Annotated in this window: 20 protein-coding genes; all 20 read right to left on the bottom strand. The window is 36.0% G+C overall.

The window, feature by feature from the left end; all coding sequences use genetic code 11:
* Positions 1 to 9 precede the first annotated feature (9 nt).
* The 20 genes from ABXQ82_RS04060 to ABXQ82_RS03965 all read right to left on the bottom strand — a co-directional run bounded on the left by ABXQ82_RS04060 (position 10) and on the right by ABXQ82_RS03965 (position 24,837).
* The gene (locus tag ABXQ82_RS04060) at positions 10 to 2,841 is read right to left on the bottom strand and encodes a hypothetical protein (protein WP_367055248.1); all 2,832 of its coding nucleotides are present in this window, start codon (positions 2,839 to 2,841) and stop codon (positions 10 to 12) included.
* Between the two features lie 13 nt (positions 2,842 to 2,854).
* Positions 2,855 to 6,232, bottom strand: a complete 3,378-nt coding sequence (locus ABXQ82_RS04055; protein WP_367055246.1) for a baseplate J/gp47 family protein — start codon at positions 6,230 to 6,232, stop codon at positions 2,855 to 2,857.
* A gap of 17 nt (positions 6,233 to 6,249) precedes the next feature.
* Positions 6,250 to 6,660 carry a GPW/gp25 family protein gene (locus ABXQ82_RS04050; protein WP_367055243.1) on the bottom strand — a complete coding sequence of 137 codons (411 nt, stop codon included), beginning with the start codon at positions 6,658 to 6,660 and terminating at the stop codon, positions 6,250 to 6,252.
* A 1-nt stretch (position 6,661) separates the two neighbouring features.
* Positions 6,662 to 6,949 carry a PAAR domain-containing protein gene (locus ABXQ82_RS04045; protein WP_367055241.1) on the bottom strand — a complete coding sequence of 96 codons (288 nt, stop codon included), beginning with the start codon at positions 6,947 to 6,949 and terminating at the stop codon, positions 6,662 to 6,664.
* Positions 6,950 to 7,005: 56 nt separating this feature from the next.
* The gene (vgrG, locus tag ABXQ82_RS04040; protein WP_367055238.1) at positions 7,006 to 8,751 is read right to left on the bottom strand and encodes a type VI secretion system tip protein VgrG; all 1,746 of its coding nucleotides are present in this window, start codon (positions 8,749 to 8,751) and stop codon (positions 7,006 to 7,008) included.
* Positions 8,752 to 8,754: 3 nt separating this feature from the next.
* A complete protein-coding gene (locus tag ABXQ82_RS04035) occupies positions 8,755 to 9,450 on the bottom strand; it encodes a LysM peptidoglycan-binding domain-containing protein (RefSeq protein WP_367055236.1) in 696 nt (231 codons plus the stop codon).
* Positions 9,451 to 9,453: 3 nt separating this feature from the next.
* On the bottom strand, positions 9,454 to 9,612 hold the full coding sequence (locus ABXQ82_RS04030) for a DUF5908 family protein (RefSeq protein WP_367055233.1): 159 nt from the start codon (positions 9,610 to 9,612) through the stop codon (positions 9,454 to 9,456).
* An 11-nt stretch (positions 9,613 to 9,623) separates the two neighbouring features.
* Positions 9,624 to 10,085, bottom strand: a complete 462-nt coding sequence (locus tag ABXQ82_RS04025) for a phage tail protein (protein WP_367055231.1) — start codon at positions 10,083 to 10,085, stop codon at positions 9,624 to 9,626.
* Positions 10,086 to 10,087: 2 nt separating this feature from the next.
* Complete coding sequence (locus ABXQ82_RS04020) at positions 10,088 to 10,519, bottom strand: phage tail protein (RefSeq protein WP_367055229.1); 432 nt, start codon at positions 10,517 to 10,519, stop codon at positions 10,088 to 10,090.
* A 111-nt stretch (positions 10,520 to 10,630) separates the two neighbouring features.
* Positions 10,631 to 12,058: a phage tail sheath C-terminal domain-containing protein gene (locus tag ABXQ82_RS04015; protein ID WP_367055226.1), complete on the bottom strand. Its 1,428-nt coding sequence runs from the start codon at positions 12,056 to 12,058 to the stop codon at positions 10,631 to 10,633.
* A gap of 10 nt (positions 12,059 to 12,068) precedes the next feature.
* A complete protein-coding gene (locus ABXQ82_RS04010) occupies positions 12,069 to 12,893 on the bottom strand; it encodes a hypothetical protein (RefSeq protein WP_367055224.1) in 825 nt (274 codons plus the stop codon).
* Entirely contained in the window at positions 12,893 to 13,474 is a 582-nt protein-coding gene (locus ABXQ82_RS04005; protein WP_367055221.1) for a DUF4255 domain-containing protein, read from the bottom strand. The genes ABXQ82_RS04010 and ABXQ82_RS04005 overlap by 1 nt, the downstream gene beginning before the upstream one ends.
* A 355-nt stretch (positions 13,475 to 13,829) precedes the next feature.
* Positions 13,830 to 14,231, bottom strand: a complete 402-nt coding sequence (locus ABXQ82_RS04000; RefSeq protein ID WP_367055218.1) for a hypothetical protein — start codon at positions 14,229 to 14,231, stop codon at positions 13,830 to 13,832.
* A 29-nt stretch (positions 14,232 to 14,260) separates the two neighbouring features.
* Positions 14,261 to 15,265, bottom strand: coding sequence for a hypothetical protein (locus ABXQ82_RS03995; RefSeq protein ID WP_367055215.1), 1,005 nt, complete (start codon positions 15,263 to 15,265; stop codon positions 14,261 to 14,263).
* Positions 15,266 to 15,311: 46 nt separating this feature from the next.
* Positions 15,312 to 15,953, bottom strand: a complete 642-nt coding sequence (locus tag ABXQ82_RS03990) for a hypothetical protein (RefSeq protein ID WP_367055213.1) — start codon at positions 15,951 to 15,953, stop codon at positions 15,312 to 15,314.
* 11 nt (positions 15,954 to 15,964) lie between these two features.
* Entirely contained in the window at positions 15,965 to 17,569 is a 1,605-nt protein-coding gene (locus ABXQ82_RS03985; protein ID WP_367055210.1) for an FAD-linked oxidase, read from the bottom strand.
* A 4-nt stretch (positions 17,570 to 17,573) separates the two neighbouring features.
* Complete coding sequence (locus ABXQ82_RS03980) at positions 17,574 to 17,924, bottom strand: hypothetical protein (protein ID WP_367055208.1); 351 nt, start codon at positions 17,922 to 17,924, stop codon at positions 17,574 to 17,576.
* A gap of 39 nt (positions 17,925 to 17,963) precedes the next feature.
* The gene (locus tag ABXQ82_RS03975; RefSeq protein ID WP_367055206.1) at positions 17,964 to 19,199 is read right to left on the bottom strand and encodes a peptidoglycan-binding domain-containing protein; all 1,236 of its coding nucleotides are present in this window, start codon (positions 19,197 to 19,199) and stop codon (positions 17,964 to 17,966) included.
* 4 nt (positions 19,200 to 19,203) lie between these two features.
* Positions 19,204 to 24,564: a CHAT domain-containing protein gene (locus ABXQ82_RS03970; RefSeq protein ID WP_367055204.1), complete on the bottom strand. Its 5,361-nt coding sequence runs from the start codon at positions 24,562 to 24,564 to the stop codon at positions 19,204 to 19,206.
* Positions 24,565 to 24,576: 12 nt separating this feature from the next.
* The gene (locus ABXQ82_RS03965; RefSeq protein WP_367055201.1) at positions 24,577 to 24,837 is read right to left on the bottom strand and encodes a hypothetical protein; all 261 of its coding nucleotides are present in this window, start codon (positions 24,835 to 24,837) and stop codon (positions 24,577 to 24,579) included.
* Positions 24,838 to 25,096 lie beyond the last annotated feature (259 nt).

Raw genomic sequence — 25,096 nt, 5'->3', positions numbered from 1 at the left:
TGTTGTTATTTAAAGGTTGCCAATGTTTGTTCTTCCTAATATTATTTTATTGCCTTTTGTTTCGGTATCGTCGTTGTCGCAATCGTGAAGGTTTCCAGAATCGTAAATAGTATGGATGCTATTAAAACTCGGAATAAAATCACTCAAAACAGTTCTATAACTTGTTATTTCTGCTTCACTTAAAGGATGGTTTACACATTTAATATGCAATTGTTCCAAAAACATTCTATACTTAAGTTGCATTTGTAGCATGTCGTTTTCATCATCTGGTTTCACACCTTTTACATGACCAATCCAGCAGATGCGTGCCAACACGTGCGCTGGTATTTCTTCCCGTATTATCTTTTCCATGTAGTTCCTAAAGTCCTTATTTGAAAATCGGTTGGGCCAACCTGGAAGTATAACAGATACCCTAAACGAGTAAGGGTCTAATGGACCACAACTCTTGCAATCGCCATCTAAACACGACGGCATAAAAGTTTCTGGTGGCGCATCTGGAAGCTGGTTTTTTGGTGTTTTTCGTTTCTTATCGGCACTAGCAGCATTGTAAGTATCTGGTCTGAGCAAGAGATGTTCTATAAGATACATGCCTTCCTCGTATGCACTTAAATCTTTTAAATAGGCGATGATTTCATCACGTTTTTGCTCCGATTTTTCCTGTGTTGCCGTATAGGCTATTCTGCGTGCTACAATGTAATCTTCATCTTTTTTGTCTGTAATCTTTGGATTTATGATATTAAAATATGTTCGCCCCGTTTTGGTTTTTTTCAAATCATAATTGTCTCTGTTTTTTGCGAGCTCAAAAGACAAGAAAAGTTCTTTCAAAGCATCCCTGAGTACATGGTAATGTTTACTGGACGAGAGCAATATTTTAGTACCGTCCTTAATTCGCCATCGGTATTCTGTAAGATTGTCTTCTGTTTTATCTTTTTCATCATAGATTTCAATCGCATCATTTAGAAGATTTCTGCGACTAAAATCTGAAATTCCCGTAAGTCTGGCAATACGTTTTTGAGCTCCCGAAACATTTTCTGTATCCCATACTTTAGAGTCACAGTAATTGAAACCTATACCACGTTCACAACTTATTGTTTTGTAATCTTCAACAAACTTCGTCTTAGCTTTCAATATTTGGTATTTGGCATTAGCATCACCATAAATCATTTTCATAATAAAGGCATAGTCACTAAAACGTTCGGCAAACCTACTTATCAAGTGATCTAAAAGTTGGTTTCTGCGTTCGTAGAATGTGTCGTCTGCTGCATTTGGCGCATCACTTTTTAAGTTATTAACGATTTTAATCAAATCATCTTCATAGTTTCCTGTATCCACTAATTCGTCAATTCCAGTGATATCATTTACTGTTTGTGTGAAATAGGTCTGTTTGTCTTCCTTAGAGAGTTCAGAAATCGCATGGACGCTGTACAGTTTTTTTAAGCTTTCATCAATAGATAATAAATCTTTTACTTTTGAAAGATGCGAGAAATAATTCGCCAATATTTGATCAAAAAACAGAAGATATGCCTTGAGTTGTTTCGCTTTGGCTTTTCGTGCTTTATCTGCATTTGCTTGCAAACCATTTGAAGATATGCCGTAGGTTTCTGGAAAATCTTCCTGAATACTTGTATAGGCTTTTGCGTTTGAAAACTTACCTAGCGGAAAAGTGACATCTTCGGTTTTAATGTCTGTGAGTTGTTCTTGTTCCTCTTGATGTAATGCCTCAAGAATCTTTACAACTCGTTTTTTGTTGACTCCAATTGGCAAAAACCCTTTACTAAAGTTGAAGATACTATTGCTACAATCTTTACAGTTTTCATCGTCTTCATCCCAACATAGAACAGGTTTATGGTTCTCTTTTACACAAATTATCCAAGGGTCTTTGTTTGCTTCGTCATCATCACAGGTTTTCATTGAAATGTCCTTGATTGTTAAAACACCTTCAATATTCATAATGATTTGGATCATATCTGAAAGGCGAATCTCTTGTCGCAAAGACGCATTTCGAAGCTCTTCCGTATCGATAAATCCACCTTGAAAATCCTCTGGTTCGACACAACCTTTTTCAAAAGGTATAGGGCCTTCAAATATTTGATCTGTTGTATAACCTTTGTCATACATTTGCTTTAGGGAATAAAACGAAACAGATGGTGCTAAATAATGACCAATCGCTCTAATAATTAAGGCTTGAATACGCTCTTCATCTGCATCGGGACTAATATCAAGATACGCACATACCGAAATATGCTGCTCTGGTATTTCGCATACATTTACTAAATCTTCGCATAGATTTCTGTTTTTATGATACAGTTGTTTTACTTTTTCGAATACCGCTTCTTTGTCTTCTACCTCATCTTCAAAATCTATATAAATATCGTTTAGGCCTTTTAAAGTGAAATCTTTCTGATCTTTTTTATCGATTTTGAAAGCGGTGTAAGACATCTGATGGTTTTCGCAATTCAAGAATATTTGTTGTTCATGTTTAACAATCCAAGCGTTTTTTACTTCTTTTATATGAACAAATAATTTTCGATAATCTAAAGCGGTAACTGGTTTTGATGGCAGGATATTGACCGCAGACACAAACTGTTGGTGCATCTGCTTGAAATTTTCAGTCTCCGAAGCCAATAGGTTTTCAATGGGCATTTCGATACGTTGGGACAAATCGGTTATGGCATAGCAAAGCATTTCCATAATCGTTATTCCAGGATCATGGGTGTTATAGTCCGTCCAAATTTTGCTTCCCAAACTTTCAAGGTGCTCCAACCCTAGTTCGCGCAGAAAACCAAAATCAAGGTCGTTTTTGGTACTGACTTGTTTCGGTATGGTAACAGATTCTTTCATCAAATTAATTCTTTTAAGCATTTACACATTCATTGATGCTTATAGGTTCTACACTATGTTCTTCATATTTTACTGAGGTTAAGATAACCTTTGAATTTGCGGGTACAACAGCACGCACAGGGTTAAATATGACATCGCCTTTACTATCCGTTTTCTTTGTTGCTTCAAGTAATTCGAAGTCTTTGATATAATCGACATAATCCAGTTGCTCTATGTAATAAATAACCACACTTTCGTGTAGTGTCAAGCCAAAATTTATTTCGGCAGTTTCTTCATACGCCCATGGTGCCAAGAATTTTGAAATGTCTTTTTGCAGTTGCTTTTTATAAAAATTCTCGTCTTTTCCTGCATAGAATTTCACCTTTAACGAAATTTTCACTTCTTGATATTTAGGATTTTCAACTAAGGCTTCCACATGGAGCGTATTTAGGCTGTTGATGAAATTCTGTATTTCATTACGTTTCGCTTTACTTATTCTTGGCTTGAAAACATCAAAAACATTCTGGTCAATAATATTCGGAACTACAATAACAGTTACAGATCCAGGCGACAGTTCCGAATCGCCAAACGTGTGTTTTAAGCAATTCACCTTGTAGATTTTTGGGAATTGCTGAAGGATCAATTGCTCATAATCCCAAATGGTTATGGCTCTTTGCTTATGTCTCAGGCGTTCGCTAATGCGTCTGTAAAATTGGGCATCGGTTTCTTTTGGAACACCATCAAACGAACTATAGGGTTGTGTTACGCCTTTTAAAGTGGCTATGCGCTCAACCAATTTTGAAATGGTTTTTTCGGACAATCCAGTTTCTAAATGGGAAAGTTCATTGTTGTTATTATAGAATTCCGCAATTTCTGCCTGAGTATGGATGTTTACCATTTGGCAAACCGCATCAAAGGCTTTTATATTGGTCACTTTTAACCAAAATAAATCTCCGGGGATTCTATTGTTGTTGCTTGTGGCCTCTTTAGGAATAGAGACTTTTACGATGCCAGATTTCAGAAAATTATCGGTGTTGTTGGAGACGATAAAATTATCATTTAAAGGTTTCCATTCGTCACCACTTAAAATATACCACTCTAATTTTTCGTTGTCTTGGTAAGTTTCTTCGCCTTCATAATCCGGGTTTTCACTACCTTCCAACACTTGAATCAAAAATGATATTTGTTGGAGCTGTTCTGCGTTTTCAAGACCTATGAACAATTCACCGTGGTCACATTTAGGAACTAGTGTGCATTGTGTCTTGTCGGTCAAGAAATCATGCTTGGACTTTAAATAGGTATGCTGTTCAGACTGTCCGAAGGGATGCTCGTGAAAAAGCTCTATAGACTCGTCCAAATAATTAGTTAGATTTTGTTTTAAACTATCGGAAGTATTCTCTAAATCAAAATTTTTAATAACCGAGGCCTTATAATTTATACGTATTGTTTCAGCTAACGGCGTATAAGGTTCGTTGGGAATCAGCGCATCCAAAACATCCTTGGATAAAGCTACCGCATATATTTTCGGAAATAAATCGTGTAAAAATGATTGTTGGAGCGACAACCTAATAAAACCTCTTTTGGAGTTCGACGAAAAATTTTCTTGCTTTAAGGGATTGTTAAACAAACCTTTAACGCCTTCCATAATGCGGTCTTCAAATTCCAATACGGAATTATTATAAACATTTGAATAGTCGCTAAACACATTTGAACTTCGAAATTTCCCAAACCCAAAAGATGTATCACCTGCACTTTTTTTAGTTTTATTATATGAAGGCTTACTTGATGTGGCACTCGAACTCTTACCAGATGGCGTAATACTTAAATTTGAAACATACCCATTGCTACTTGGAACAAATAACACTTCATTAGGCAAATTAGGATCCCAAGTTTTTTCATTTAGTGTTTCAACTGAAACTTCAAAATAATCATCGGAAGGAACAATTAAATCGCCATCCAAATCTTCGGACTTATTTGATGTTGTGAGCGAATAGGTGTTTTTCCCAAGATTAGCAAGATGCCCTTTTCTATAGGCAATATAGTGTTCCTTAAAATGATCTTCCCCTGCTCCGTAAAAGGGGGTGTCTTTCCATTGTAAATTAATGGTTACCGCACTCCAAGGTTTATTTAATGCCTCTTGACAGCCAATATATAATTTGGAATTCCGAACAGGTTGGGGTCCAAATGGTAAAAAAGGTTTGGATGTATCTAAACGTCCCAAATCGTTTTCGAGTACCAAATCCTGCATCTCTTTTACATCAACATCTATTTTGATTTTTGATATGCTGTGGTTGTTTAAAATGTTATAAAGTTTATACCCTGACGTGTTATCGCCAGTTTTAAATAAAAAGCGAACAATGGGATTTGTAGAATTGAAATTTTCCAAAAGCACCTCTTTTTGATAAGGCACAACAGCCTCTTCCGCGGCGGACAACTTCACGACAATCTTAAGATTAGCGTCAGATAAAGTCGAATAATCCGTTTCAGATACTGGCGATTTTGCGGTAATTATCTGTGCGGAAATCCATTCTTTTTCGCCACTCAATAGAATTTCCAAACCGTCTTCAAAATCGTTCGCACTAATGGGTTTGTTTGGTTTAGTGGCTAATGTAATGTGGAATACAATCAGTCTTTCTCCTTCTTTTAACAATAATATTGGCGATGCAATAGCAAAACCTAATTTGGCATTTGGAAGGTTCGGAAAATCATCACTATTCTTAAAGTTAGGATGTCCGAATGGCCACCATTTAATATTGTCATCTGGAAAATCTTCTCCTAAACCATCAAAAGAATTGGCTATTTCGGAATATTTAACACTAGTGCCCTTATCATGAAATACGTTTTTAAGCGCAGTAATTTTTGCACTATTGACAATTAATTCATTTTGTGTTTTATAGACTCTTTTGTTACCATCGCCATCTTTACCGGCATCAGCAGCGGTTTCTTCTTCAACCCTAACATCAGAAGCATTTTTTGCAAGCTCAAACAAAAGGTGCACTTTATCTGGAACCGCTTCTTTATTACTGAGTTTGAGGACTTCTTTATAATAAAAATCAAGATGCCTTTTAGAAAGGTTATTCAGTCGTTTTTGGCTTAACTCGATTAGCTTTAAAAAGCAAACGAATAATGTTAAATGGGGATTTAAGTCCTTATTGATTTCGGCGTCAAGCAAGAAATTTTTAATGGCATCTTTTTCAACAAAAAATCGCTCCCAGCTTCCATCTTTGGTATTCATTTTAGTGTCAAAATAGTTGACATTTTTGGCAAAAGCATGAGCAAACGCCATCCAATCATCAATGCTGAGATCGTGAAGTTTTAAAGCATCTGGACTTAGTGCATCAATATGCCTTTGGTTCTGATTCGTGCCGTTCCTCTTTAAAAGAATATCAGTATGATTACAATCTTTACTCATTTTGCTTACATTTCTTTTTAGGTTTCTGTGCCTTCAGCCTTATAAAAAGGATAGACTAAATTTGCTCTTGAATTTGTTGCCCTAACACGATAATCTACAAGGATTAAAAGCTCTCCTTGCAATTCATTGGTTGGGTCTATATCAATCTTTTCAACATCAATTCGTGGTTCATGATACAGAATTGCTGTTTTGATCAAATCGATAACAAATGTTTTTAAGGTGATGTTTAATGGTTTAAACATCAATTCTTCCAGGTTACAGCCATAGGTTGGTTGCATGATGCGCTCACCAAGTTTTGTTGCTAAAAGAATTTCTAGGCTTTTTTTAATGTCTGCCTCGTTTGAAGTCATCACAACTGTTTTCTTGGCGCTATTGAACTCTGGAGGAAAACTCCAGCCTGTGCCTAAAAATGATTTATTATTCTCCATATTATCCTATTAAAACTGTTGGTAAACCTAAAACTATTATACCTCCATGTGCGGTTGAATCTCCCATGCGTGCAGCAGGCATTCCTCCTATAAGTACCGTAGCAGACCCTGCTATAATGGTATCTGGCGGGCCGACGCAAACCGCCATATCTCCAACTCTTGCTGCGGGCATACCGCCAATAAGTACTGTTGGCGCTCCAGCTGGTAATATAGGGCCGCCCACATGTGGCACGACACCTGTTACCATCGGGCATGTATGCATATCTCCTACTCTTGCTGCTGCTGGCATATGTTTTATTATTTAGTTGTGTCTTTTATCTTTTGTCTTTTATCGGACAATTATTATTAATTAATTTGTACCAATGACCCTTTTAGAACTGCTGTTGCGCTAGACGACATTTCTACGCCTGCAGATCCTTCTGCCTTGAACTGAATGTTCGCCTTTGCATTAACATTGCTGCCTTCTATATTAACATCTCCAGTCGCTTTTATTTGAATATCTCCTGCACTTTCCATGGCAATGCCGCTGGAATCCATGGTTAGTACATTGGAGTTCTCATCTTCAATAATGATGCTTCCCGCATCTTCATCCATGGTAATTTTTTTACCTGCTGGGGTTTCTATGGTTATTGATTTTTTATCATCGTTGAATAGGATTTTCATGTCGCTTCGCGATACAAATCCTTTTTCATGGTTATCATCAGAAGCTACGATAGGCGCTGGTTTTGCACTACTGTGAAGCATTCCCAAAACAATCGCATCGTTGGGATCGTCATTAATAAAACCCACAACAACTTCGTCACTTATCTCTGGTCTAAAAAAGGCGCCGCGTGAATCGCCCGCATCTAAAGAAGACACTCGGCACCAAATACCTTGTTCTTCATTATTGATTATGGGCAATTGTACCAAAATGCGATCTTCGCCATTGGGATCATCCTGCAATTGGGAAACGACACCTATTTGGAGTCCGTTTATTGCTGAAATCAAACCTGAAGCCGGCTGTGGACTGATATCAAAAGTTTCGGAAAACCATTCTGGATTTAAACCAAATTGTGCATCTACGGTCCAATTGCCTTCCGAAATCTGATGCCTAATCGCTGTTATATATACCTTACCATTAAAACGTTCGCCAACACCTTCCAGTTTTAATAGCGTTCCTGGTTTTACACTAGGGATGCCTTGAAATTTCACTTTTCCACGAATTTTTGCCAGTTGCTGAAACAGCAACTTTGCATCTGCCCAATCCTGTAGTTCAACATCGCTAACAACACCTCCATGTCTTAATTCCAAATTGTCTAAATCTATAATAGAAGCTAAATCAGATGACGATAAATTACCATTGAGTTGTACATTTGGATCGTTGGCTTCAATTTCAAGAAGTTCCTGACCGGAAGGATTCCAACCATAACTTGATACTTTACTGACTTGGTTTCTAGCATCAATCTCCGCATCAAAATCCAACAAAGTAGCACCAAAGCTTACGGTTTCAACTTCCTCTTGATCTATTTCAGGTTTTTTTATCGTGATTTTTCCGTCGTCAACAAAGCATAATTTTCCGTTTGCCTGTGCTCTCGACACTATAAAATCCCAATCGGAAGTATGGTATTGTACCAACTCCTTATGTGTCTGGTTCGTGCTTTCTATATCTTTTTCTAAGCCATAAGTATCTATGATGGTTTCAAAAATATCGCTATCTGATGTATCGTAAAAATAGCTGCTTTTTCTACCAATGGTTAGTTTTACGGATTCGTCCTTGCATTCAATACTAAGTAAAGAAGCGTTGGCCCTGATCTTTAAATTGTGCTTAATGACCATGCCTTTAAAAATGGTTTCTTCATCTGAATGATAACCCGCAGTAATCTCTATTTTTTTTCCTGGAATGAGCAAATCTTCATTACTCAATTCGAAATCTTGTTTTGCAGCATCACCATCAATTAACACAATGGTTGCAGACGCAATCCTGTTCACCTCTTTATGGACCAGTATTTGCTTAACCTGATACTTTTTTGAAAGCTCTTCACCCTCTATAATCACTTTGAATGTGGTGAGATCCGAACTTTTAGATATTTGTATGGTTCTGCTGTTATTCATAATTTATGAGGTTTTCTCTAAAGGCGGAAAAACAAGTTGTTGACCGATGGTTAGGTGTCTGAAATTAGTAATCCCGTTAGCTTTTGCAACTTCCAAATAGTATTTAGAATCGCCGTAAATCCGATAGGACATCAATGGTAAAGTATCACCATCTTTTACAGTCCTAAGGTGTGTTAGATCTGGCGATTGATTATTCTCTTTGGCCACTCTTAAATCATCTTCTACAAATCCTGTAAGCTTGATTTTTGCTATGGCTCTTATGGGCACGCCATCGGGTCTGAAAAGCTTGAATTCAATACTCATTTCTGTTAATTTGCCTTTAAAAAGCAAAGTCCCCCATGATACTTTCAAATAATTTGGCTGATGATTTTCGCCATCGTATTCCAATACAACTTTCTTAAAATCTTCAATATCATCAATGATGCCTTCATCTGAAACCTTTGAAGTTTTAATCGCTCCCGTGCGGTCAAAAACAATATCAAGATCAATAACTTCTGGTAACTTTTTATTGAATCTTGTTGAGTTTGCACTTGTGCCAGTAGCTTGGTCTTCGTTTTGTTCGGTGACATAATTAAAGACATATTTTTCTGGGTTTATTAGCGTTTCAAATTCGCCATCGCTAACCTTATCACTTTCGTTGAACTCTGGACCGCTGTACGCAATAATCTTTAATTTAGTAAGTTCGCCTGTTGATAACATCGTTTATCGTTCTTTAAAATTTGATATAATTTGCATAACCTGCTCTACACATTCCGCTACAATTTGTTCTTTATTATTTGAATTGTTTTTGATAGTGGGCTTTTTATCGACATCATTATCAACAGTAATCTTAACATGTAATTCTTTAATTTCAATCGGCATAATTCTTAGAATTAAAATGGTAATACATCATTTGCTGACATAGATTCATAATATTGGTATTTGAGCTCTAAACTTTCAATAGCCAATTCGCTGCTCTCCGCATTAAAATCGGAAACCGACCAACTCACAGGAATAGCGTGAACCACTTTCCAGGTATAAAGAGGCAAATGCTCCTCGTTATGAAGCACCACTAAAAGGTCGATAGGATTAAAGATGAATTTTTCGATAGCATCTTCGCACCAGGCCGTAACACTTGAGCTTATTTGTAAACTTCGCTTTAGCACCAAATTAGGAAATGTGACACCCGTTGGAAGTTGGTGTTTGAACCTGTTCTCGCCACCTTCAGCAATCGTTTCTGTTTCGATGGTGCCAGAAAGTCCGCTAACGGATTGAAACCCAATCTCGATGTTAGGTTGCAAATCGAGGAATATTACCGAAAAATGAAAGCTCGTAATTGGTGGTAACAATCCCATAATTAATCATTTTGAATAACCAATCCTTCATGTACTATTTCCACCGATTCAATCGCTGTTTCATTGCCATCTCCTTTAAGATCTGTTGATTGCACTTTTGTAGGCCATGCATTTTTCACTTTCCATGTCACCACAGGTTCATGTTCTTCATTAAGAAGATTGATGGTAATGTCTCTTCTTTCAATGGTGTTGAGTTTTACGGTGTTCCACCATTCGTAATATTCATTATCACTATTAAAAGTGCCTCTTTTTAAAGTTATGTTGGAAAATTTTTGCATCCCCGGCATTTTTATTTTGCTGTATTCTGGACTTGAGCCTTCTCTGTATTCGATGACTTCAGTTTCTACATCGAGTCCTGAAACTTCGGTAAAACCTATTTTTGTTCCTCCCCAATCTACTGAGAAATGAAACTTTGCTAACGGATAATCTGCCATGATTTTATGTTTTTAAATTGTTTTTTTATTTGTGAGTTTCCGCTCTTCAGCGGGAATAATTCAACCTTCAATATTAAAAATCGCTTTCAGCGAATTTAATTTTGGGTTTCATTATGCTTCTTGCATTTTATGAGAGAACTTAAGAATGATGAATTCTGCTGGGCGCACAACGGCCATTCCGATTTCAACATTCATGCGACCTTCTAGAATATCAAGTGCCGTCATGGTTTCTCCAAGAGCTACTCGAACATAAAAAGCCTGTTCTGGTTTCGCGCCTGCCAAGGCTCCTGCACGCCATTGTAGAATTAAGAAATTCTCGATCATGGCTCTTACCTTAATCCAGGTATTGGCATCGTTAGGCTCGAACACAAATTGCTCGGTGGCCTTTTTTACCGATTCTTCAACCATGTTAAAGAAACGCCGAACAGGAACATATCGCCATTCGTTATCGTTTCCCGCAAGGGTTCTTGCGCCCCAAACTATAACGCCTTTTCCTGTAAATGTGCGAATGGCATTAATGGATTTTCCCGAGGTGTCTATATTTAGACCTTCTTGTTGTTCGTGAGTGATATTTATTGTAGGCTCTAAACAGGAACTTACAGAAACATTTGCCGGTGCTTTCCAAACACCTCGGTTGCTATCTACTTTGGCGTAAATACCAGCCATGGCGCAACTAGGTGGTAAAGTGACTGTCTTTTTATTGATTTCTAACTTAATTTGATTGAAGGCCACTAAATCAAAAGAGGCTGAAGTGTCATCATCTAAATCACTTAATGCGTTTGTGTCAAACTGACCCGTTCCAACCGTATTTGATTCGTCAACAGTATTATGGGCAATGGTAACATCGGCAGCATCAAAAGCATAATTATATACCGTTTTAAGAAATGGATGGTAAGAAGCACCATATTTTAAAAGGTCTGTCCCGCTACCCAAAGTATTGCTACTTCTTAAATTAGCACTATCGTTTCCATGCATGTCTATAATGGTAAAGCGATCGCCTAATTCAACACATTGCGTCATCGCTCTGTTAATTAAAGTGTAATAGTTTGCAGCTGTACCAATATTTATGGCATCTGGAAAAACAAATAGTGTGGGCTCGTCGAACGCTTTTACTGCGTTAAGGCCATCGGTTAAATCTGTTAAGCTAATGCTTGCTGCATAATCGCCCACAGAAGTTATATAACATGGTCCACCGCCATTATCAAAATACATACGCATTGCATAATGCATTAAATAAGGTTGGGTTGCACCTTCGGCTACGCTAATTTTCCGACTAAGTAATGTTGGTCCGGTACTATCAATTTCATCGTCAATAGTTACGGTTATATTAGCTTCGTTTAAGGCTTTACCAAAGTGCGTTTCATACTCTAACAAGGATGTGATTCTTGTGGGTTTTAGCACTAAGCTGTCATTATCTTTATCTGCTTTTTCTGTGTAGCCAATAAATGCAGGTATTGCGGTCTCTACTTGAGCTACTGATGGAGGAAATATTGAAATTTCCTCGACGTAAACTCCCGGTGTTCTGTACGTTGTTGCCATAGTTTTTTATTTAAATGTATATTTCTGAAAAAAAGTTATTATTATCCGGAATGAGATGATTTGCGCTAGGGTTTGGAAACTTGTCACCGGCATGGGTTACCTCAATAAAGCCATTTTTGGTCAATGGATTTACCGAAGCGGTAGTGAAAATTTCTGAATCGTCCGAGATGCGCTTATAACGCCAAAACGTTGCTCTATTTTTAAAGTGAATTTTAAAGGTTGGTAACTGACTTTTTAATTTCCCTTGTGTGGTCAGGATGCTTAAATCAGTAGTATCGCCAATCATTGTGAGTTGAATAATCCCAAAAACACCAATTTTATTTGAACCTTTTAACTTTTCTAATATTGCGATTGTACCCGCAGTAGATAATTTGTAGGCATTGGTTACCTGTGTATTCTGGTTGCTTTTTGCTATGTATTCAAAACTGGCACCTTCGGTACTCGGTTTTATGTTTCCAAAAAAGAAAATGTTTGTCCCCCCTAAAGTAAGTTCGGTATAGTTTTCAAAAAAGGCGTCCTTAATTTTTATGACGATGGTTAATTCTAAATCGCTCGGTAAAGGTATAAATGGTGTGTTCTGCGTCCCATTTTCAAGTTTACAATAGGCTGACAATCCGCTTTTATGTTTTTTAAGAACAATTTTATGTCCTGCCATTTTCTCGATGGATTCTTGGGACGGTATCACATCTATAAATTCTGAAATATCAATTAATTTGAGACGCTTTTTTTTATCCACATCATTTAATGTCGAAAAAACTGAAGTGCCGTCATTTAGAAAATAATCATGAAGCAACTCAATTTCAAACAATTGTTTATATGTTGTGCTGAACGCCATTAATTTTTGTGTTTTAATTCTCCATTTACCTGACTTATCAACTCGCCTTTGCCTAATATCGTTTCTCTTTCTATTTCAACAAGACTCACTTTGTACATGACGGACGGTATTTGCTTTCCGCCGAGAGTTCCCCAAACAAAATTGAGCTCTTCGAAAGTTGGCGTAAACAAATCGACGACAAACCTGAAATTGGTAATCTTGCTCATCGATACATCATCCCTGTTATAAATCGTGTTGGCTTGGGTAAACACTTTTTTTCCTTGAAAAAACTCAAGGATTTTTGATAGGTTTTTAAGAGCTTCGTCGTACTTATCGTTATTGGCACTGAAAAGAATGTAGAGGTTAAGGTTTACAATATTGTTTTTGTACGTAATTCGAGAGCCCTCTACCGCATAATTTGGTTTATTTTTTAGTGCTGCCTCTTCCTGTAAATTGAGTAGGGTCAAGATAACATCTGTTGAAGTAGCACCGCCGTCACCTTGTTCTGAAGCTACCGATGCAATATTATCCAGCGAAACTGGATTGGTTCCAAAGTAGTTATTGACCTCTTCGGTTATAATTTGTAGGACTTCAAAAATCATAGTGCTGGGTTTTAAATAGGTATTCGCCTTAACAGATAATTTTCAACTACTTAAAGGTATTTATTAAAAGGAAGTTAGTCAATCCCCATTTTTGGGGATTTATGAATTTTCTTATTTCGCTTATGGGAACAAAAAATAGGCATGAAATAACTTTTGCGTTTAAAAGGCATTCCACACCTATAATTTCAAGAACACTATAAATTGTATTTTTGAGTACATTTTAAAACTTCTAAAATTACTTGGCTTTAAAATTTTTTTAAGCTTAGACAAAATATTATGTCTTCCAGGAAAAAAGCTCTACTGAATTAATTAGGGTTTTAAAGGAAGATGCTATTATAAATAAGACAAATCTATTTTATTCAGCACTTAAAATCAGCTTCCCTTCTGAAGAATTTAATTCAATTCTGGTTATGTTATGGTCTTCATTACTAACGGGTATCATTTTACCGATAAATTTTATATCTCCTGTTGGTCTTTCTACAGTAAATTCAATATTCAATCCGTTAAAACTACCACTTAAATCTCCTCTTTTATCAGAGTCGCTATCATGTTGTTCATCGCCAAAGATAATCCCAGACTCTTTACCCTCATCATCACTCTGTATATTAACCCTATGCTCTATATCATTGGCATCTGGCCATGTTGCAGTAAAAGCTGGAATAAAAACAATGGCTGCTAAGGTTTCGGCACCACATGCCAAAATAATACTTGCAAAAGTAATTACAAGCGATTTTTTCATTACATTAAACGTTTCCATATCTGTAAATTTTAGTTCATATTATATTATTAATCTTTCATTTCTTCTTTGAGGTTAAAAAAAAGCCGACCCATGTCATCTTCAACTTTATCAATTGCCACATTTAATCCCAAGGTTGAATTTTCAGAAGCTCTCATGATCTCTTTTTTAATCGTTTCCCGTTCTTTTTTACTTAGTTGGCTTTCCCTATATGTCCATATTTTTTTTCTAACATCGTTAAGTTTAAGGATGTGCTTTTTATGAATATCTTCCAAAATCCCTTTGTAAACAGCTTCAAAATCCTTTCCATAGGCTTTTCCAAAAACAGATTGAAAATCTAAAAGGTATTTTTCTCTATTATCATTTAAATCCGTAAAAATTTCATTATACGCATTTATAATGTTTTCAAGTTCTTTAAAGTATTCCTCCTTTTTTAAAGCAATATCAATAATATCATTAAATGCAATTTTCACATCTTTTACACGAACCATATAAGTGTCCATTTTTTTTGAAATGAAACCGAGCTGTTCGTTTTTTGCGTCCAATATTTCTTTTGCATGAAGTTTGGTTATCAAATCCTTCATGTATTGTTTGCGATGCGAATTGCTTTTAATTAAAGCCTTTTCAATAATGATACTTTCCTTTTTAGGAATTTCGCCGTTGCTTAAATTTTGAAAAAACACCGTAACTTCAAAAACACCGCTATCAACATCTTCCATTAATTGACCAAAAACTACAATTTCGGCCCTAATAGTCTTTAATTTATCTACAGTTTCAGCAGGTAAATTTTTAACGTTTGAAATAGCATTTTCCATGTCTCGATGCACTAAAACCAAATTGTGGTTTCTACGTTGTAAAACCGTATAATTATCTAATTTTATCAGTTCCGTTTCAAAATCATCTGTGAACTTTTCAGCAAACTTTTTAATGGTAGGGTCTTTGGTTTTAAAATCCCAGACATATACATTTTGTGCTTGTCCTGTTCCCATTAATTGTATCGAAACGAATAGTACAAAGCTTAGACATTTAATAAAAATTTTAAAATAGTTTTTCATAGGTTTAGCTATTATTAATTATTCAAAAACTTCCTTACAAACTGGTTTAAGAATCGCAAACTATAGGCAATTCCGTAGCATCTTTTGTAATTAACCTATTGGCGATACAACGCTTTGTTCCATCTTTTAACTCAAAACGGTGACTGCTATTCTTTTTAATAACTCTAACGGTTATAAAAATTCCTGATTTTTTTACAATATTTGCTTGTTTTCCATCTACATAAATAGAGGCGTTTATCATGTTTGAAGGCACTATTAATTTAACATTATAGGTGCTGTTTTTTAAAATATTGGTATTAAACAATTTATCCGATTTATATTTCAAATCTTTATTGGCATCAACTATTTTCGTGACTTGTGCATTAAATTGCTTTGAAGTTTCTTTGGCATCAGGACATTCTGCCAAATCTTTTTCCAACTGCGCTTTAAGGGTATCTAAATCGTTTATTTTTTCTTGCTGATTGGTTAATTGGTTTGATAAAGCTGCAATGGTAGTTTCAAAATTCCGTATAGAATCTTGCAGTTCATTTGCTTTTTCTTCGCTCGCTTTTATTTCAACACCAAAAAGGCTAAGTTCTTCGGTGTTGGTTATTAACAGTTTTAGTTCGGGTTTAAATATTAAAAGTGCTAAGGCTGCAAATACTGCCCAGATTAATGTTTTATACGGAAAATTTGGTTTGCCTTCCATGATTTTAATTTTTATAATGATGCTATTAAATCGTCGTCAACATCTATTTCTATATCAGCTAATCCAATATTTTTTAAAAACTTATTCGAAAACAACTCTGCCATATCATCACTCAATAAAGCGCTTCTGCAGGATTTCCATTCTTTAATGGCATTATCATCAAACATATGGTTTACTAAACCTGGAAAAGCCCAATCACTATTTTTCCCCCAATGGATTGTGAACGGAATGTTGTTTTGCTGTAAAACCTGAATGATACGTCTTGAAAATTCAGTAAGGCTCATAATTTTCCTGGTCTTTTTCCAAAGAACACCGTCAATTTCTAACATGCAGGTAACTGGAAACTTTGTAAAGCCCAAAGTGGCTTCGGTTTGTTTAACGAATCGCATAGCGAATATGCCTGGAATCGGCCCCTCGTTTTTTGTTAAGTCGCCAAGTAATTTTAAAGCTTTAGAGGAGTCTTTATGGTCAACACCAACAGAGCATGCAAAGGCGGGTCCTTGATAGGGTGCATCCCAAAAAATTTGAGGTAATGTACCTATCAATTCTTCATCTACTTTTGGTAGAATTGTTTTCTTTAATCGTTTTACCAACCAAGGAATACTTTTTGGAAAATTCTCTGCCATTTTAACAAATAAATGTATCAAATCGCGATACAGGGATTCCTTGATTATCGGAAACGGATCTTTATAATCTGCCTTATAGGGCTTTTTATACATGAGTTCCACCACAAAATCGGAGTCGTTTGCATATTGATTGATAAACACTTTATAATGATACGGTGTCATACCAAAACCTTGCGCATCGGTTTCCTCTGGAATTTTGAACGCTGAGTTTTTAAAATCTAAAGTATCGGCTAATTGAAGGGCGATATTTTTATCTATTCTTTTAACGTAACGTTTTAATAAAAAGCGAGGTTCGGCTTCAATAACAACGCCATGTATAAACCCAAATGACCCTAAACCCACTAAAGCAGCATTAAACAGTTTATCATTCCTGATGGTTCTTTTACTTATTTTTTTTGCAAAATCATCGTTTAATGCTGGTTCTGTATGACGCTCTAAGTAAACCACATCATCTTCGTTTGGTCCAATAATTAAATTGAGCCCAACCACATAATCTTGAACTGCACCAACCTGTAATGCCGAACCGTGAACACCTGTAGAAATACAGCCTGCAATAGTTTGTCCATTACTAGCGCCTGTGGTTTTTAACGATTTACCGTGGGCGGAAAGCACTTCGGACACGCGTTTAATAATTGTTCCACATTCAAATAAAAATAAATTTGAGGCATCAAAACTGGTGTTTGCATGAAGATTCCCTGCAACCATTGGGATATGGATATTCATAAACCCATTGTAGTGCATCCTATCTTTTTGATGCGCAATATGATTCATGGACCAGGCCGATCCATAGGCTCTAAAACCTTGGTCAGCATCGCTAGTTTCTTTTATAAGCCTTTGAATTTCTTTAGCAGCATCGTTATAACGGTCTATTTTTTTAGGCATATTGCCATCGCCTTCCAACTCGGTTACATAAAGTGTTTTTAACGGAAAAGGGCCATTATTATGCAGGGTATCCCATTCTTTTAATGCATGTGTTTTTGTGGTTGCCATAATTTTAATTTGTTGGTTTCATACAAACATATTTTACTTTCATTTTGCGTTTTCGTCCAAAGGTTACCAGACTTAAAAGCGAGCCTCCAAACGTATTTCTAAATTCTACAGTATGTAGTTTTCCAGACTTGCATTTATCGGTTTCTTTTATCAAATACGTGAAATCCTTGGATGTGATGTCAATTTTAACAACGGTATCAAGTTCTACCACTTCCATACCTCGGTAGTAATCATCACCACTCAATAATGGGTCTGGTTGTGGTGCGCCATTAATGCTTCTAAGTCTTACCGAATAACAAGATGTGAGTAGAAAACTTACTGAAATAAGAACTATTATTTTGCTTATTCTTTTCATAATTTTTGAGTTTGATTTGTATGAATTGTTTTAAACTCCCTATACAGATTTTAATCGTTCTAGAGCATTTGATGCATATTGTGTTCCGAAATTATGAGATAAATCCAATGAAGCTTCTCTCCCCAATGTGTAATATAAATGTGTAACGTTTTTTGGTGCATAGCACAATATTAAATCGGTAAACACATTGTATGCCCCTTTGGTTTTTTTGTTTGAATTTGTAAGTCCGCCATAACTTGCTGAAGCAAATTTGGAACAATCTTGTAATTCGTTTTTATGGTTCAAATAACTTTTACCTGCGATAACCTGACAGCCTGCTGAAAAATTAGAGCGTCCAATCCCCGTCCAATGAATATTGATAGACGGATTTACGCGCAGCCCTTTTAAATTCTCTTGACTATCTTTAACCTTTATATCTTTATCTGTATAAGCATTGTCATCATCCCAATCTCTAATAATCATCACGCCTCTGGGATTAAGCGGTTTTAAAGCGCGATATATTTTCTTTTCAACAGATATTTTATGCCAACCAAAACGATAAAGATGTTGCCCTTCAATTAAAAAAGCTTCGTCTTTTCTTCCTGCCATATTTACGCTAGCATCGGTAGAGCCCCAAAATGTAAAGACCATCCCATTTATAAGTAAAAAAAACAGATCGTCGTTTTCACGCCTTATGGCACTCTGGGTTTGTTTTCTTCGTACTCCAATAAGATGAATATCATTCGTATTAAACGTCCATTCTGAAGGTTTTTTAGTGGCATAGGTTTTTGGCAAACTATTCAAATGCTTTAAAATGGGCCCAGGGTTAACGGTGTAATGGAGCTTTGCTTCGTGCAATAACTGCATCCAATTAGTATAGGCTTCAGAAGGATTATTGCTTGAACGATTTCCCCATTCTGAAATCTTGTTTTCTTTTTTCCAACGTGTTATATGACGCATCGTTCCGCTACCTACAATACCATCTGGCACCATATTGGCAACACCTTCCATGGTACGTACATATTCTTGAAACAATCTTACTGCTGCTTGCGTTACATAACCAAAAACACCGTCAAAGGCAGCTCTGGGCATAAACCCTGCTTTAAACAAAAACTGCTGTAATTTTAAAACGGCATCGTCTGTACCCTCTCGAAAGGAACGCCACTTGGTTCTATCATCATCCCTAAAAGACACTTTCCCAATAAGCAAACCATCAATATGATAGGGCTTAAGAAAGTCTTTCCTGCTTTTTGGTTTTTTACCTGCATCGCAGCTTCCTAAATATAAGACTGCCATAATTTTAGTGTTTTAAAAGGTTTTTTAATTCGGTTTTTATAAAATTCAAACATTCTACAACATCTTCATCATCTATATATTCCAACAAGAAATTGATTTGCGATATCTCAATATTAATATAGCGCGGACTGTATATTTGGTGGAATATATCTTTATACCATTTTAATATTTTTTGGTCTTGATGTGCGTCATTGTTACCCGAAACCAATAAAATGGCATAACTTATTTCTGTCATTCCTATAAGAACGGAAATATCGAGGTCTTCTTTATCAAAGTCATCCAATTCTTGACGGAAATCCTTTAAATACTTAGACAAATCGGTAACTTTTTCAAAAACCTTATTTGCTTTTATGCGTTTTAACAGTTTTTCATCACCTAAAGTTTCCAGTATATGCCCAATAAACAACATGTTAGATAAGGCATCTAAATACTGCCCGCTGTGTCTATCTGTAGCCATTTCCATAGCTTCGTTATAATAGGCATAAGCCGTTTTTAATTGCTCAATTTTTTCTATGCCATCTAAATATTTTGCTGTGAGTTTATAGGCATTTCCAACAATATTTAACCTGCTGGCGTTTCGTCCGGCAAGCGTGAGCAATCTTATTTCGTTGAGATATTCTGAAACGGCATGGGTAATCGCATCTTTTTTATTTGATTTTAAAGCTGGTTCAATAATGCCCTCTAATCTATACGATTGCACTTGACAATATTGTTCCAACGCTTTTATGGAGTAATTGCCATTATCAAACTGAAACAAACCTTTATACTTTTGAAATGCCACTTCTATGTTCCCCAATTCGTCATAAATGAGTGCCTCTTTTTCTAATACCATGGCGTCCAATAAATTAGATGCTTCTGCCTTATCAATAAAGGCGTCCAATTTAACAAGAGCCGATTTTTCATCTTCTTTTTTATCACGAATAGAAATCAATAAATTATCTAAATCTGTGTGTACCTGTGACGACACCACATATTCTTGGTTGTGTCTGTTTAACTTTTGCCTGTTATTCAATTTATAAAACTGATTACCATAACATTGATAAGCACCCCAAGTATTAGTATGTTTGTAATCTTGATGGCATTTAAACCTTGCTGATTGTACGGCACTTCCAAAATCGTATCCCTGTAACATGTGCTCGTAAAAAGTTTCTGAAAACACCTTGGCGGCTGCATCATCAACCGCCCAACCCGCTATCACAATTGCCTTTACGCCCATTTCAATAAGCTGTGTGCCTATATTGGCAGCAAGACGGTATCTGTTTTGGCTGAATTTATTATCTTTTGCGTTTACAACTCCTGAAAAGCAACAGTTTATAAACACAAATTCTGGGACGTAGCCTAATTGATTTATCATGGCCGGATCGATGCAAATACCGCTTCCTATAGCAATACCAACATTGTTATTTTCGGGATCATAAATACCATGGCCTGCAAAATGCATCATCTTATAATGCTTACTAAACAATTCCATCATGATATTTTTTGCATTGGAATTCATTAACGTGTTAACTTGATAACCCTCTTTTGTTAATTTATTTGATACCCATTCAGACTCTGCTTTGGCAGCCGGAAGTGGCTGTAAACCGTCTTGATTGTAAACAGGGTCGCCCACTACAAAAGCTTCCATATTATGTAGTGCCACTTGATTAAAACGTGTAGTATCTTTAGTAACCAATTGTCTTATAAAACTAGAAGTTACGGATGCTGGAATGTCTGTAGTTTTGTTATCGTGCAATAATTCCCAAGGAATTTGGGCCGCAAATTTATCCAACTTTAAAACCAGGTTATTTTGATTTCTGAAGGTGTTTTTAAAATCATTAGGAATCAACATTTCAAATAATGATTTAGATAATCTTGCATCCCATTTTGAACTGATTGACATCTCTTCCAACAGATGATTTATTTTATGCAAACCAACACCTACCATTTCTTGTTCGACCCTTGCCAAACCATTGGATGCATAATATTTAAAACCGGTTACTGTATCGGTTTCCTTCGTTTTTTCATGGCTTTCTTTAATACTGTTGATGTGAAGATTAAACCACCAATCGTAACTGTTATTCTGAAATATTTTTTTCTTCTTTGCTCCTGGTCGTCTTGCAATGCCTTTAGTATAATTAAATGCCACACGATTATCGGTATTATACAATCGTGTTAAACTAAAGTATGCTTCACTTGCAACAGACTCATAGTAATTAACAATTTCAATATCCTTTATCAATTTTAAGCCTTCTCCTGTTTTTTTAATCTGTTTATTTGCCTCTGCAACACCTAATAAAATGCCTTTCATTGAATCTTCAATAGGTAATTTTCCGTAACCAATTCCCATTAAAACAAACGAAATTCCTGTGGCGTATTTTTTAGCCTGCGGCAAGGTGTAATTATCGCGCATAAACATGGCATATTTAAGTACTGCCTGCTTTACAGTTTTAGACAACACATAAGAAGTTAAACCACCTGTGTTTCCCAACCCACAAACAATAGCGCCTTTTGGTTGGGTTTTAAGGTTGAAAAACACCTCGCTCTCTCCTATTTCCCCTGGATAATAACCAATGCCTAAACGTTGCGACAAACGGTTATTCAAATAGTTATCTAAAGCTTTTTCTGAACTTAAAATAAGATCCATAAAGAAATGTCCAACCATGACTGGGTAAGCCGACATTTTTAAATCGCCATGAATTATTTTAACATTAAAGAATTCTGCTTCAGGTTCACTCTTTTTGTGTGTACCAAAAACAGCATCGACTACCGCTTTAGAATCGTAAAGTGGTTCTGGGGATTCAAATACCTCTGTGATAATTTCTCCGCTTCGCGATGCGGGTTGCTGATTACTCAGTCTATTAGTGCTACCAGTTTCCAGAATATCTGAAATGCCATGAAATATGTATGCTTCGTTGGCTAAATCGCCATGAGATGTATGCGTATAATATAAATTTGGTGTGTTGAGTAATTGCTTGGGAATACCCGTTTTCCAAGTGACACTGCCATCGCCATGAGATGTAGCTTTATAAACTAGTTTTTCATATTTTGATAGAAAACGATTTTTGAATGCATAGTCGAAAACCGTTTGGTCTGCTTGTCCGCAGATGTAATAAATGTTTCTAAAATGATCGTTGGTTAAATCTTCTTTTAAAAACTTTCTAATACCATCTCTGTAGGTTTTAAAATCTTTTAACGACTGGGCATTATCCTTTGGCTGGGGCATGTGCTTTAAATTTGTTTTAGCATCCAATGATTTCCAAAAGCTTTGTTGCCAAAACGGTCTTTTTACAGCATCTTCCTCAATAGGTAATAACTCAAAAACGCCTGGGAATTTCCAAAAAACATTTAACAGTTCGCTGCGGTTGTGCTTAAAATCTATAAACGCCAGTTGTTTTACGCGTTTGCTATGGCCAGTAAGCACTTCCATAATTAAATAAGACCCTAGCCATGGTGTCCCCAACATAATGAATCTGTTATGTACGTTTTCTTTAAATTTAGACCAGGTATCCACATGATCGATCATGCATTGTCGCACTACCAAACCGCCCATAGAATGTGCTACAATATGAATTTTAGCACTACTATTTTGCAAATAATCTTCTAATTGTGTTTTTAAATCTTTGGCAGCTTCCTGCACCGATTTCCTCCAATCAAACTGAAACGTGATCACATCATATTTTTCAGATAAATGCTCCGCCAATTGGTAATAATACTTTTTTATAACACCACTAGCATCCACTTTTTTGGCATCTATATTTAGCTTTTTTACAATGGCACCCCGGTTTAATTCGCGCATGTCCACCCATTGCTCTTCTTTATTATTTGAAAGTGTAGAACCCATTATTCCCGGAACAATAATGACAATATCTTTTGTGATGCTCTCAGGTTTTAAGCTAATGCCTTCTAAAGACAGGGTGTCTAACAATATACCGCGTTTGCCTTCGGTATATACATGCTTGGTAAATAAGGTTGTTGGGTTGTTTTCGTTTGCTTTTAAAGCCTCAATAATGGCTGTGCTGGAATTATCTGAAGAAAAATAATTGAAATGGTTGGTACTACTACCCTTTGCCAAAAACTTATAAATGCCCTCTTTTCTTTTTATACCGTGCTCCATACGTTTGGTATCGACCACCAAATCGTTATCATCTTGATAAAACAGATTCGCAAGAATAACCTTTAACGAATTAAAATTAATGCCTCCAACATCCGAATCACCCGAAATATTGTATAAATCACTAACCACCGAAGTGTCTGAAACATTCATCATTTTTTGGAACAATGACTCGGGCATCATCGCATTTAAACCTGGTAATACTTCTGGGTTTTCCTTTTGACTCACCAATTCCAATAAAAATGCTTTTACCGTATGATAAATAGGATTGCCAATGCCAAAAGCCAATGAGACCGCATTTAAAAACAGATTGAAAAAATGATCTACGCGACGCGATAAAATGGTTGTCCCGCTTGCAGGTGCTGCTACGCGAACGACCTTATTTACAGTTATTTTCTTTTTTTTGGCCATCTTATTAATAGCCTGCATTAATTGTTGATTGCCTGCTTCATCTGCTTCAGAATTTAAGATTCCTATTTCATTATTACTAAAACCCACAACAGGATTTCTGTGGTCGCATTTGGCTAAAATATCGGCTACCAATCCACCACGAGAATGACTTAATATATCTAAATTACATCCTTGCGGACACTCATTTAAAAAATCCAACGCATTTTGCAGCGGACTTACAGAAAGTGTATAATGCTCTAATGCCAAAATTCGGTTTTCGTAAAGTGAAACCATGTCATCCCATGCATCGTTGTTCTCATTTAGTTTATAAAACGCATCAATAGTTGTTGATAAGGTACCATGTAACAAAATCAAAATAGGTTTGGATGCCTCTAAATCATTTGTATATTCAATTCTAGTAAACTTAGAATCTAACTGATATAATCCTGGGTGCGACTGCACGCGTTTATCATAAGCTTCAGCCAACTTATGAATCCCTAATTTAGCTCCTGCTTCAGGTTTAAAAACACTAAACACTTTCACCATGGCACGCTTTAAGAATCCTCGGCTTGCGTTTTCTGAAATAATTTGAATATCGAAAACATAATCTTCGTTGGAAAGCGAGCGTTTTGTCAATGTTTTTTTATCGTAAATGTCTTGAACATCTTCAGGATGTCCTATCCATTCCGTATTATCTGTAAACTGTAAGGCTACCAAGTCGTGCTCTTCAAAACTAACCGTATTCAATTTGTTTTCGGAACGTGTTGAAGACACCTCGATATAAGATTTTAATTCAAATTTTTGGTCGAGCGTCTTTGGCACAATGTAGTCTATGCTTGCAACTTCTCGTGCTACACCTATTATTTTGGCTTTTTTAGTCATGGCTTGTTTGTATTATGTTATGGGTAACCCTAGAAGGTTAAAAGGCAGGTTGATGTCACCAAGCAGACCTAAAATTGGTAAAACGAAAAAATAGTTTATTGTTTTGTAATCTGCTTCAGAATTATTGGCTTTCGAGATAGCCTCTCGAATGGATGAAGTAAGGCCGATGATAATTATGATTATCATCATGCTTTTTCCAATAAATGGTTTAAAAAGAGACTCTGCCAATACAGCAGTATCTAAAGGAATAATGGTTGGGCATTTGAGGTTCATAGTATTTAAGTTTTATCAAATTAAAATAAAATACTTACTGAATACCTTTTATAAATTACCTGTGAACTAGAAAGAAGCTACGATATTAACAGGTGTTAAACCTCACGTCTTTATCTGGATAATTGCGGTAAACAAATACTAATAAAAAATTCTATAAAGGGAGCTTTATACTTTGTGAGAGACACTAATCTAAGTTATAAAGTTAATAAAATTTATCTAACTATCAAATAGTTACGTATAAATATAAAAAGATGAGACA

Source organism: Algibacter sp. 2305UL17-15 (assembly GCF_040720935.1).
Taxonomy (GTDB): Bacteria; Bacteroidota; Bacteroidia; order Flavobacteriales; family Flavobacteriaceae; genus Jejuia.
Note: the sequence above shows the minus strand (reverse complement) of the source record. Positions and strands in the feature narration are given on the sequence as shown.